At 70.3% G+C, this 12,775-nt stretch carries 8 protein-coding genes; all 8 read left to right on the top strand.

Features of this window, described 5'->3' with window-relative positions; genetic code table 11:
• Positions 1 to 107 precede the first annotated feature (107 nt).
• The 8 genes from R2B67_RS04135 (at position 108) to R2B67_RS04100 (ending at position 12,728) form a co-directional block, all read left to right on the top strand.
• Positions 108 to 1,085 carry a beta-ketoacyl-ACP synthase III gene (locus tag R2B67_RS04135; RefSeq protein WP_109980313.1) on the top strand — a complete coding sequence of 326 codons (978 nt, stop codon included), beginning with the start codon at positions 108 to 110 and terminating at the stop codon, positions 1,083 to 1,085.
• 187 nt (positions 1,086 to 1,272) lie between these two features.
• Positions 1,273 to 2,454 (top strand): ROK family transcriptional regulator, encoded by a 1,182-nt coding sequence (locus tag R2B67_RS04130; protein WP_317816489.1) that lies wholly within the window; start codon positions 1,273 to 1,275, stop codon positions 2,452 to 2,454.
• 244 nt (positions 2,455 to 2,698) lie between these two features.
• Positions 2,699 to 4,222 carry a sugar ABC transporter ATP-binding protein gene (locus R2B67_RS04125; RefSeq protein ID WP_317816488.1) on the top strand — a complete coding sequence of 508 codons (1,524 nt, stop codon included), beginning with the start codon at positions 2,699 to 2,701 and terminating at the stop codon, positions 4,220 to 4,222.
• Complete coding sequence (locus R2B67_RS04120; protein ID WP_109980315.1) at positions 4,219 to 5,271, top strand: ABC transporter permease; 1,053 nt, start codon at positions 4,219 to 4,221, stop codon at positions 5,269 to 5,271. The genes R2B67_RS04125 and R2B67_RS04120 overlap by 4 nt, the downstream gene beginning before the upstream one ends.
• 70 nt (positions 5,272 to 5,341) lie before the next feature.
• Positions 5,342 to 6,379, top strand: coding sequence for a substrate-binding domain-containing protein (locus tag R2B67_RS04115; RefSeq protein WP_026241719.1), 1,038 nt, complete (start codon positions 5,342 to 5,344; stop codon positions 6,377 to 6,379).
• A 71-nt stretch (positions 6,380 to 6,450) separates the two neighbouring features.
• Complete coding sequence (locus tag R2B67_RS04110) at positions 6,451 to 7,701, top strand: Gfo/Idh/MocA family protein (RefSeq protein ID WP_381074470.1); 1,251 nt, start codon at positions 6,451 to 6,453, stop codon at positions 7,699 to 7,701.
• A gap of 15 nt (positions 7,702 to 7,716) precedes the next feature.
• Positions 7,717 to 8,721, top strand: coding sequence for a sugar phosphate isomerase/epimerase family protein (locus R2B67_RS04105; RefSeq protein ID WP_317816487.1), 1,005 nt, complete (start codon positions 7,717 to 7,719; stop codon positions 8,719 to 8,721).
• A gap of 278 nt (positions 8,722 to 8,999) precedes the next feature.
• Positions 9,000 to 12,728 (top strand): ThuA domain-containing protein, encoded by a 3,729-nt coding sequence (locus tag R2B67_RS04100; protein ID WP_317816486.1) that lies wholly within the window; start codon positions 9,000 to 9,002, stop codon positions 12,726 to 12,728.
• The last annotated feature ends 47 nt before the right edge of the window (positions 12,729 to 12,775 follow it).

Raw genomic sequence — 12,775 nt, 5'->3', positions numbered from 1 at the left:
AATGCTCCAACGTGTGGGCCGGTTTCCTGTGGGATCACGTGCCCCCGTACCGGACGGTAGCCACCAAGACTGGGTGTTTCCTGCCCTACGTAACGATGGGAACCCGTATGACCGGCTCACGTGTCGTGGCGCTCGGCCACTATCAGCCCGCCAAGGTGCTCACCAACGACGACCTGGCGGCCATGGTCGACACGAGCGACGAGTGGATCACGAGCCGGGTCGGCATCAAGACCCGGCACGTGGGCGGCCCCGACGAGCCGGTCGACGAGCTGGCCGCACACGCCGGTGCCAAGGCGCTGGCCGCCGCCGGCCTCCAGCCCTCCGACATCGACCTGGTCCTGGTGGCCACCTCCACCGCCATCGACCGCTCCCCGAGCATGGCGGCGCGGGTCGCGGCGCGGCTCTCCATGGGGTCACCCGCCGTGATGGACATCAACGTGGTCTGCTCGGGCTTCACGCACGCCCTGGCCGTCGCCGACCACACGATCAGGGCCGGTGCGGCGACCCGGGCGCTGGTCATCGGCGCCGACAAGATGGGTGACATCGCCGACTGGACCGACCGCACCACCTGCGTCCTGCTCGGTGACGGCGCGGGCGCCGCCGTCGTCACCGCCGACCCGTCCGCCTCCGACAGCCCGTCCGCCCCCGGCACCCCGGGCGGCCCCGGGATCGGTCCGGTGCTGTGGGGATCGGTGCCTGAGATGGGCAACGCCGTACGGATCGAGGGGACGCCGCCGCGCTTCGCGCAGGAGGGCCAGTCCGTCTACCGCTGGGCCACCACCCAGCTGCCCCCCATCGCCCGCAAGGTCTGCGAGAAGGCGGGCATCGCCCCGGAGGACCTGGCCGCCGTCGTCCTGCACCAGGCCAACCTGCGGATCATCGAGCCGGTGGCCCGGAAGATCGGCGCCGTCAACGCGGTCATCGCGCGGGACGTGGTCGACTCCGGCAACACCTCCGCCGCCTCCATCCCGATGGCGCTCTCCAAGCTCGTGGAGCGCGGCGAGATCGCCTCCGGTGCGCCCGTGCTGCTCTTCGGCTTCGGCGGGAACCTCTCGTACGCCGGACAGGTCATCCGCTGCCCCTGAACACAGCCCCTGAACACGGGCCCTGAACACGGCCCCGGAACACGGCCACGCAAGCTTTGTCCTGAGTGTGGAGAAAGTTGGGGCCGATTCCTGCGCAACTTCTTCCCACTCCGGGAAAGCGCTGCTACGTTCCCCTCGAAAGCCCGACGGACTGGCCGGATGTGGCGGGGAGGGACGCGTGAGACGTATGACGGCACGACCCGCGAACGCGCATCAGGCGCGGTTGCTCCGGCTGCTGCGCGACGGGGGCCCCAACTCCCGTGCCCAGCTGGGTGACCAGGTCGACCTCTCGCGCTCCAAGCTCGCCGTCGAGGTGGACCGGCTGCTGGAGACCGGCCTGGTCGTGGCCGACGGGCTCGCCGCATCCCGTGGCGGGCGCCGCTCGCACAACATCCGGCTCGCCCCCGAACTGCGCTTCCTCGGGGTCGACATCGGCGCCACCTCCATCGATGTGGCCGTCACCAACGCGGAGTTGGAGGTCCTGGGCCACCTGAACCAGCCGATGGACGTGCGCGAGGGTCCGGTCGCGGTCTTCGAGCAGGTTCTGGCGATGGCGGCCAAGCTCCGGGCCTCCGGCCTCGCCGAGGGCTTCGACGGCGCGGGCATCGGGGTCCCCGGCCCTGTCCGCTTCCCCGACGGCGTGCCGGTCGCGCCGCCGATCATGCCCGGCTGGGACGGGTTCCCGGTCCGCGAGGCGCTCAGTCAGGATCTGGGCTGCCCCGTCATGGTCGACAACGACGTGAACCTCATGGCGATGGGGGAGCAGCACGCGGGCGTCGCCCGCTCCGTGGGCGACTTCCTGTGCGTCAAGATCGGTACGGGTATCGGCTGCGGCATCGTCGTCGGCGGTGAGGTCTATCGGGGGACGACGGGCAGCGCCGGGGACATCGGGCACATCCAGGTGGAGCCGGACGGCCGGGCCTGCGCCTGCGGCAACAAGGGCTGCCTGGAAGCCCACTTCAGCGGGGCCGCCCTGGCCCGCGACGCGGAGGACGCCGCCCGTGAGGGCCGCTCACCCGAGCTCGCGGTCCGGCTGGAGGCGGCCGGACGCCTCACCGCCGCCGATGTGGCCGCCGCCGCGGCGGCCGGGGACGCGGCGGCGCTCGACCTGATCCGCGAAGGCGGCAACCGGCTCGGCCAGGTCATCGCGAGCCTGGTCAGCTTCTTCAATCCCGGTCTGGTGGTGATCGGCGGCGGGGTCACCGGCCTCGGTCACAACCTCCTCGCCAGTGTCCGCACCCAGGTCTACCGCCAGTCCCTTCCCCTGGCCACCGGCAACCTCCCCATCGTGCTGGGCGAGCTGGGCCCCACCGCCGGAGTGATCGGCGCGGCCCGCCTCATCAGCGACCACCTCTTCTCACCGGCCTGACCACGGGACCGGTGAGCGGCGCCCGCGCCGCAGCCGGCCCCGTACGCACGACCTCGCCCGTTCCGTACGCACCACCGCACTGGTCAGGTACGCCTCACGTACGTACCCCCTGTCAGCAGCCGCTCGCGATGCCGCCGGCTCCACGGCACCTCCAGCCCTGCGCCCTGCCCGCTCACCGGCCCTCCCCGCACGCCCGGCACCCGCCGGGGCCGGGGGAGACCCCATTCGCCGAGGGGAATTCGTCATGGCACCAGAACCACCCCTGCTCACCATGTCCGGCATCACCAAGTCCTTCCCCGGCGTACGCGCCCTGGACGGCGTCGACCTGGAGGTCCAGGCTGGCGAGGTCCACTGCCTCCTCGGCCAGAACGGCGCGGGCAAGTCCACCCTCATCAAAGTGCTCGCCGGGGCCCACCAGCCCGACGACGGCGAGATCACCTGGCGCGGCGAGCCCGTGCGCCTCAAGTCCCCGATCGCCGCCATGCGCCTGGGAATTGCCACGATCTACCAGGAACTCGACCTGGTGGAGGGGCTGTCGGTCGCCGAGAACGTCTTTCTCGGCCATGAGCCGACCAGTGCGGGCTTCATCGTCCGTACAGGGGAGGGGCGTCTCGCGGCGAAAGCGCTGCTGGCCCGGCTCGGCCACCCGGAGATCGACCCCGCCCGGCCGGTCGGCTCCCTCTCCGCCGCCCAGCAGCAGATCGTCTCCATGGCGCGGGCGCTCTCCCACGACGTACGGCTCATCGTGATGGACGAGCCCTCCGCCGCGCTCGACCCCGACGAGGTCGACAACCTCTTCCGGATCGTCGACAGCCTGACCGCCGACGGGGTCGCCGTCGTCTACATCTCGCACCGGCTGGAGGAGATCCGCCGCATCGGCGACCGGGTCACCGTGCTGAAGGACGGCCGGGCGGTCGCGGTCGGGCTCCCCGCCGCCGACACCCCGACACGCGACATCGTTGCCATGATGACCGGCCGCGATGTCGAGTACGTCTTCCCGCCGCGCCCGGATGATCCCTCCGCCAACACCACCGAGCCCGTCCTGAGGGTCCAAAACCTTTCCCGCGAGGGCGAGTTCGCACCTGTGGACCTCGAACTGCGGCCCGGCGAGATCGTCGGCCTCGCCGGTCTCGTCGGCTCCGGCCGCTCGGAGATCCTGGAGACGATCTACGGCGCCCGCAAGGCGAGCACCGGGACCGTCACCGTCGGCGGCAAGCAGCTCAGGCCCGGCAGCGTCCGCGCCGCCGTCGCCGCCGGGATCGGCCTCGCCCCCGAGGAGCGCAAGGCCCAGGCCCTGCTGATGACCGAGTCCGTGACCCGTAACGTCTCCGTCTCCTCCCTTTCCCGGTTCGCCCGGGTGGGCTGGATCGACCGGGGCGGCGAGCGGCGGTCCGCACAGAAGGCCACCCGCGAACTCTCCCTGCGGCCGGACAACCCGGACACACCGATCCGCACCCTCTCCGGCGGCAACCAGCAGAAGGCCGTCCTCGCCCGCTGGCTGCTGCGCGGCTGCCGGGTCCTGCTGCTCGACGAACCCACCCGCGGCGTCGACGTCGGCGCCCGCGCCGAGCTCTACGCCGTGATCCGCCGGCTGGCCGACGAAGGCCTCGCCGTCCTGCTCGTCTCCAGCGAAGTGCCCGAAGTCCTGGGCCTCGCCGACCGGGTGCTGGTGCTCCGGGAGGGACAGGTCGTCCACACGGCCCCCGCCCAGGAGCTCGACGAGCACCGCGTACTCGACCTCGTGATGGAAGGGAGCCCGACGCCATGACACAGCCCGCCCCGTCGGCGCAGCACAACGGGCCGGACAAGGGGGCCCTCACCGGCCCCGCCGACACGCCCCCGGTGAAGACCGGCGGCCGGAAGCCCGGCCTCGGGCTGCGGCTCGACGTCCGGATCCTGTCCCTGCTCGGTGTCCTCGCCGCGCTCGTCCTGGTCGGCGGCATCACCGAACCGGACGCGTTCCTGGACACCGGGAACCTCCAGCTGATCCTGACGCAGGCCTCCGTCATCGGGGTCGTCACCGTCGGCATGACCTTCGTCATCACCAGCGGCGGTATCGACCTCTCCGTCGGGGCGATGGTCGCCCTCGCCTCCGTCTGGGCGACGACGCTCGCCACCCAGGAGTACGGCTTCGCGGGCATCGCCTTCACCGCCGTGGTCGTCGGCCTCGCCGCCGGACTGGTGAACGGCGTCCTCATCGCGTACGGCGGGATGGTCCCGTTCATCGCGACACTCGCCATGCTCGCCTCGGCGCGCGGCCTCGCCCTCATGATCACCGACGGCAAGACGCAGATCGTCACCGTCGACTCGGTGCTCAGTCTCGGCCTGCCGGACTCCTACTTCCTCGGCATCCCGCCCCTGGTCATGATGTTCGCCGCCGTCACGGTCATCGGCTGGCTGATCCTCAACCGGACCACCTTCGGCCGCCGCACGGTCGCCGTCGGCGGCAACGCGGAGGCGGCCCGGCTCGCCGGGATCGACGTCCGCCGCCAGCGCCTCTACCTCTACCTGCTCTCCGGGCTCTGCTGCGGCATCGCCGCCTTCATGCTGATCGTGCTCTCCGGCTCCGGCCAGAACACCAACGGCAACCTGTACGAGCTCGACGCCATCGCCGCCGCGATCATCGGCGGCACCCTGCTCAGCGGCGGCCGCGGCACCATCGTCGGCTCCGTCCTCGGCGTCCTGATCTTCACCACCATCACCAACATCTTCGCGCTCAACAACCTCCAGAGCGACGTCCAGCAGATCGCCAAGGGCGCCATCATCGTCGCCGCCGTCCTCGTCCAGCGCCGCACCCTGCGCGGGGCCGACACCTGACCAACCGCCTTACCGCCTTACCGAGAGCCGCACTTCGCACGCCACCCACCGGATGAAGGGTCAGACCGCCATGCCAGAAACCAGCCGCAGAGGGCTGCTGTTCGGAGCCGCCGCCGTCTCCACGGGCGCCCTCCTCACCGCCTGCACCAGCAACGAGCCGAAGAGCGCGCAGCCGGCCGGCAACAGCCAGCCCGCCGCCGACGACAAGCCCGGCAAGCCCGTCACCATCGGCTTCGCCGGACCGCAGGCCGACCACGGCTGGCTCAACGCCATCAACGTGAACGCCAAGTCGCGGGCGGAGAAGTACAGCGAGGTGACGCTGGAGATCACCGAGGGCTCCAACGACACCGCCGCCCAGATCGGGCAGGTCAAGACCCTGATCAACAAGAAGGTCGACGTCCTCGTCATCCTCCCCGCCGACGGCAAGGCGCTCACCCAGGTCGGCCTGGAGGCGATGAAGGCGGGCATCCCCGTCGTCAACCTGGACCGCATCTTCGCCTCCCCGCAGGCGTACCGCTGCTGGGTCGGCGGCGACAACTACGGCATGGGCCTCAACGCCGGTCACTACATCGGCGAACAGCTCAAGGGCAAGGCGAACGCCAAGGTCGTCGAGCTCGCCGGCATCGACAACCTGGAGCTGACCAAGCAGCGCAGCCAGGGCTTCGCCGACGCGCTCAAGAACTACCCCAACATCAAGTTGGTGGCCCGTCAGGCCGCCGAGTTCACCGTCGAGTCGGGCCAGGCGAAGATGGCCCAACTCCTCCAGGCGCAGAAGCAGTTCGACGCCCTGTGGAACCACGACGACGACCAGGGTGTGGGTGCGCTCCGCGCCATCCAGCAGGCGGGCCGCGACGAGTTCATCATGGTCGGCGGCGCCGGCGCCAAGTCCGCGATGGACGCCATCAAGGCCGACAACTCGGTCATCAAGGCGACCGTCCTCTACCCGCCGACGATGGCCGCCTCCGCGATCGACCTGGCGCGCGCGCTCGGCCAGTCCAAGGGCATCAGCGGCCTCTCCGAGATGGAGATCCCGACCTCCCTGACCCTGTACTCCGCGGTCGTGACCAAGGACAACATCGACCAGTACCTGCCGACGGGCTTCAACTGACCGGGTCTCCGGGGGGCGCGGCGAGCGCGTCCCCCGGCCCGTTACCGCACACCGACGAGGAGGAAGTCCGCATGGCCCGTAGTCAAGAGCAGGAGACGGAACCGCAGACCGCGACCGTGACCGCGACACCGCCCCCGCAGCCGGGGCGAGGGACGCTCGGGGTCGGCATGGTCGGGTACGCGTTCATGGGCGCCGCCCACTCCCAGGGGTGGCGCACCGCGGGACACGTCTTCGACCTGCCGGTGCGGCCGGCTCTCGCCGCGATCTGCGGACGCGACCGTGCGGCGGTCGACGCCGCCGCCGCCCGGCACGGCTGGGCGGCCGCGGAGACCGACTGGCGGGCGTTGATCGCCCGGGACGACGTGCAGCTGATCGACATCTGCACGCCCGGCGACAGCCATGCGGAGATCGCCATCGCCGCCCTGGAGGCGGGCAAGCACGTGCTGTGCGAGAAGCCGCTCGCCAACACGGTCGCCGAGGCGGAGGCGATGGTCCGCGCCGCCGAGGCGGCCCAGGCCCGGGGCCAGGTGGCGATGGTGGGCTTCAACTACCGCAAGGTGCCCGCCATCACGTACGCGCGGCAGCTGATCGCGGACGGCCGCCTCGGCGCCCTGCGCCACGTACGCGCCAGCTACCTCCAGGACTGGCTGGTCGACCCGGCCTCCCCGCTCACCTGGCGCCTCAAGCGCGAACACGCCGGATCGGGTGCGCTGGGCGACCTGGGGGCGCACATCGTCGACCTCGCCCAGTACCTGGCGGGGGAGCTGCTGACCGGGGTGTCGGCGGTGAGTGAGACCTTCGTACGGGAGCGGCCCCTGCTCTCCGGAGCGTCGGCCGGGCTCTCCGGCGGCGCCGACGCGGTGGCGCGGGGTGAGGTGACGGTGGACGACGCGGCGATCTTCACCGGCCGCCTCGCCTCCGGGGCGCTGGCCTCCTTCGAGGCGACCCGGATGGCGGCCGGACGCAAGAACGCGCTGCGGCTGGAGATCAACGGGGAGCTGGGCTCGCTCGCGTTCGACCTGGAGCGGCTCAACGAGCTGTCCTTCCACGACCACACCGAGCCCGCCGCCACCGCCGGCTTCCGCCGCATCCTGGTCACCGAACCCGAACACCCCTACCTGGAGGCCTGGTGGCCGCCGGGCCACGCCCTCGGGTACGAGCACACCTTCGTCCACCAGGCCCGTGACGTGGTCCGCACGATCGCCGAAGGCCTCCCGCCCCGGCCCTCGTTCGCGGACGGCCTCCAGGTCCAGCGGGTGCTCGCCGCCGTCGAGGAGAGCGCCGCCAAGAACTCCGTACACACCTCTGTCCCGTCGTCCTAGGAGGCAGTCGCCCCCATGCCCCGCCCCTTCACCCTGTTCACCGGCCAGTGGGCCGACCTCCCGCTGGAGGAGGTGTGCAAGCACGCCCGGGACTTCGGTTACGACGGTCTCGAACTCGCCTGCTGGGGAGACCACTTCGAGGTCGACAAGGCGCTCGCCAACCCCGGCTATCTGGACAGCAGGCACCAACTGCTCGACAGGTACGGGCTGAAGTGCTTCGCCATCTCCAACCACCTGGTCGGCCAGGCCGTCTGTGACAACCCGATCGACGAGCGCCACCAGGGCATCCTGCCCGCCCGCATCTGGGGCGACGGCGAGCCCGAAGGTGTACGGCAGCGGGCCGCCGCCGAGATCGCGGACACCGCACGCGCGGCCGCCGCCTTCGGTGTCGACACGGTCATCGGGTTCACCGGCTCCTCGATCTGGCACCTGGTCGCGATGTTCCCGCCGGTCCCGCCGCACATGATCGAGCGGGGCTACGAGGACTTCGCCGAGCGCTGGAACCCGATCCTGGACGTCTTCGACGCGGAGGGGGTGCGCTTCGCCCACGAGGTGCACCCGAGCGAGATCGCGTACGACTACTGGACCACCAAGCGCGCCCTGGAAGCCGTCGACCACCGGCCCGCGTTCGGGCTGAACTTCGACCCGAGCCACTTCGTCTGGCAGGACCTCGACCCGGTGGGCTTCCTCTACGACTTCCGGGACCGGATCTACCACGTGGACTGCAAGGAGGCCCGCAAGCGCCTCGACGGCCGCAACGGCCGCCTCGGCTCGCACCTGCCGTGGGGCGACCCCCGGCGCGGCTGGGACTTCGTCTCCGCCGGACACGGTGACGTGCCCTGGGAGGACGTGTTCCGGATGCTCCGGTCCATCGGCTACGAGGGCCCGGTCTCCGTGGAGTGGGAGGACGCGGGCATGGACCGGCTGCACGGCGCTCCGGAAGCGCTTGCCAGCCTCAAGCGGTTCGACTTCGACCCGCCGTCGGCCTCCTTCGACGCGGCCTTCGGCGGCGGCGAGTAAGGCCTGCGGCAGAGCGGTCCCGGGTGCTCCCTGAGGTGCCCGGGGCTGCCTCGCCCTGCCCGGAATCTCCCTTTGTCCTGGCGGAAGCAGAAGTTCGGCCCAACCCTTGCACAAGGGCTTTCCGTCCCGGACGAACAGGTCTACCGTCCACCACGTGTACACGACATGACTCGCGTCACCGGGGTCACTCCCGTCTCCGGTGACGCACGCGCGGCAGTCCCCGCGCGGCACGGCACGGCTACACCCGCCCGTACAACCGGCACCTCCGGAGGACCTACGTGCACCGACCGCACCGAACCAGAAAGCGGCTCCTGGCCCGGACCCGCATCCGTAAATCGCTCGCGCTGTTCACCGGCGGCCTCCTCGCCGCCGCCACCCTGACCCTCGGCTCCGCCCCCGGCGCCACCGCCCACCCCGGCCACCCGGGCCACGAGGAGCCCGTGGCTGAGGACTTCCAGCAGGTCACCCTCGCCAAGGGCGCGGAGGAGACCGGCGAGCCCATGTCGCTCGCCGTCCTCCCCGACCGCAGCGTGCTGCACACCTCGCGCGGCGGCGAGCTGCGGATCACCGACAGCGCCGGCAACACCCGGATCTCCGGCACCCTTCCCGTGTACACGCACGACGAGGAAGGCCTCCAAGGCGTCGGCGTCGACCCGGACTTCGCCGAGAACCGGGCCATCTACCTGTTCTACGCACCCCCGTTGGACACCCCGGCAGGCGACGCACCCGAGACCGGGACGGCGGCCGACTTCGCGAAGTTCGACGGCGTCAACCGGCTCTCCCGCTTCGTCCTCAACGAGGACGGCACGCTCGACACCGCCAGTGAGAAGAAGGTCCTGGACGTCCCCACCTCGCGCGGCATCTGCTGCCACGTCGGCGGTGACATCGACTTCGACAAGGACGGCAACCTCTACCTCTCCACCGGCGACGACACCAACCCCTTCGCCTCCGACGGCTACACGCCGATCGACGAACGCAGCGACCGCAACCCGGCGTTCGACGCCCAGCGGACCTCCGGCAACACCAACGACCTCCGCGGCAAGATCCTGCGCATCAAGGTCGCCGAGGACGGCTCGTACACCGTCCCCGAGGGCAACCTCTTCGAGCCCGGGACGGACAAGACGCGTCCCGAGATCTACGCGATGGGCTTCCGCAACCCGTTCCGCTTCTCCGTCGACCAGGCCACCGGCATCGTGTACGTCGGTGACTACGGACCCGACGCCGGTGCGGCCGACCCGAAGCGCGGGCCGTCCGGCAAGGTGGAGTTCGCCCGGGTGACGAAGGCGGGCAACTTCGGCTGGCCGTACTGCGTCGGCGAGAACGAGCCGTACATCGACTACGACTTCGCCACCAAGGCCTCCGGCGCCGCCTTCGACTGCGCCAACCTGAAGAACGAGTCGCCGCACAACACCGGCCTGGTCGACCTGCCGCCGGCCGAGGCCGCCTGGATCCCGTACGACGGCGGCTCGCTGCCCGAGTTCGGCACCGGCTCCGAGTCCCCGATGGGCGGACCGGTCTACCGCTACGACGCGGACCTCGACTCCCCGGTCAAGTTCCCCGAGGCCTACGACGGCGACTTCTTCGCCGGTGAGTTCGGCCGCCGCTGGATCAAGCGCATCGAGCAGGACGCGGACGGCGCCGTCCAGTCCATCAACGACGTGCCGTGGTCCGGTACGCAGATCATGGACATGGCCTTCGGCCCGGACGGGGCGCTCTACGTCCTGGACTACGGCCTCGCCTGGTTCGGCGGCGACGAGAACTCCGCGCTCTACCGCATCGAGAACGCCACCGGAGGCCGCTCACCCATCGCGGAGGCCTCAGCGAACAAGACCTCCGGCACCGCACCCCTGAAGGTCAAGTTCTCCTCGGCCGGCACGGCGGACGGCGACGGCGACCCGCTCACGTACGCCTGGGACTTCGGTGACGGCGGCACCTCCACGGCCCCCAACCCCACGTACACGTACAAGAAGAACGGTACGTACGTCGCGACGCTCACCGCCGAGGACCCGTCCGGGCGCACCGGCTCCGCCAGCGTCCACGTCACCGTCGGCAACACCGCCCCGACCGTGGAGCTGGTGCTCCCCGTGGACGGGCAGCTCTTCGAGTTCGGTGACTCCGTGCCGTTCAAGGTGAACGTCAGCGACCCGGAGGACGGGACCATCGACTGCACCAAGGTCGAGGTCAAGTTCACCCTGGGCCACGACAGCCACGGCCACGACATCACCACCGAGCACGGCTGCGAAGGCACCATCAAGACCGCGATGGAAGGCGGTCACGACCCCAACGCCAACATCTACGGCGGCATTTCGGCCTCCTACACCGACAACGGCGGTGGCGGCCAGGCCAAGCTGACCGGCAAGGACGCCGCGCGCCTCCAGCCCAGGCACCGCCAAGCCGAGCACTACGACGACTCCTCCGGCGTCAGCACGCCGAGCAAGTCGAGCGCGCACGGCGGAAAGACCGTCGGGGACATCCACAACGACGACTGGATCTCCTTCAAGACCTACGTCCTCGGTGGCACCACCAAGCTCACCGCCCGTATCTCGTCGGCCGGATCCGGTGGCTTCCTCGAAGTCCGTACGGGATCGCCCACCGGCAAGATCCTCGGCTCGGGCCCGGTCCCGGTGACCGGCAGCTGGGACACCTTCCAGGACATCGACATCCCGCTGCGCGGAGCGCCCAAGAAGCAGACCGAACTCTTCCTCGTCTTCAAGGGCGGCGACGGCGCGCTCTACGACATCGACGACTTCGAACTGTCGAACAGCCCGGTCGACAAGACCGCCAAGCGCGTCCTGGTCTTCTCCAAGACCGCAGGATTCCGCCACGACTCCATCCCGGCCGGCATCGCCGCACTGAAGGAGATCGGCAAGGACACCAACATCACGGTCGACTCCACCGAGTCCGCCGCCCAGTTCACCACCAGCAACCTCGCCCGCTACGACGCCGTCGCCTTCCTCTCCACCACCGGTGACGTCCTCAACGCCGAACAACAGAAGGCGTTCGAGAACTACGTGGCCACCGGCGGCGGTTACGTCGGCATCCACGCGGCCGCCGACACCGAGTACGACTGGGAGTTCTACGGCGGACTCGTCGGCGCCTACTTCGACTCGCACCCGCAGATCCAGCCCGCCACCGTCCGCGTCGAGGACCACGACCATCCGGCCACCGCGCACCTGGACGAGGAGTGGGAGCGCACCGACGAGTGGTACAACTACCGCACCAACCCCCGTGACAAGGCAAAGGTGTTGGCCACCCTCGACGAGACCACCTACACCGGCGGCAACATGAAGGGCGACCACCCGATCTCCTGGTGCCAGACCTACCAGGGCGGCCGCTCCTTCTACACCGGGCTCGGCCACACCAAGGAGTCCTACGCCGAGACGGCCTTCCGCCAGCACCTTTCCGGCGGCCTGCGCTACGCCACCGGCCAGGTCAAGGCCGACTGCAAGCCGAACAAGGACTACCGTCCGATCTTCAACGGCAAGACGCTGGAAGGCTGGAAGCAGGCGGGTCCGGGCAAGTTCTCCGTCAGCGACGGTGCCCTGCACTCCGAGGGCGGCATGGGCCTGCTCACCTACCAGGCCAAGGAGCTGAAGGCGTACTCGCTCAAGCTCGACTGGAAGATGGCCGGCGACGACAACTCCGGTGTCTTCGTGGGCTTCCCGGAGTCCGACGACCCCTGGTCGGCCGTGAACAACGGCTACGAGATCCAGATCGACGCCACCGACGCCGCCGACCGCACCACCGGTGCCGTCTACGGCTTCAAGTCGGCCAACATCAAGGCCCGTGACCGCGTCCTGCGGCCGCCGGGCCAGTGGAACAGCTACGAGATCAAGGTCCAGGGCGAACGTCTGCAGATCTTCCTCAACGGAGCGAAGATCAACGACTTCACCAACACCGACCCGGCCCGCAGCCTGAAGGACGGCTACATCGGCCTCCAGAACCACGGAGCCGACGACCAGGTGTCCTTCCGCAACATCCAGCTGAAGGAGCTGCCCTCGACGTAGGGCGGCCACCTCTGCCGACGACGGGCGGGGGAGGCACCGACCCCTTC

Source organism: Streptomyces cyaneofuscatus, from assembly GCF_033109485.1.
GTDB classification, from domain to species: Bacteria; Actinomycetota; Actinomycetes; order Streptomycetales; family Streptomycetaceae; genus Streptomyces; species Streptomyces cyaneofuscatus.
Note: the sequence above shows the minus strand (reverse complement) of the source record. Positions and strands in the feature narration are given on the sequence as shown.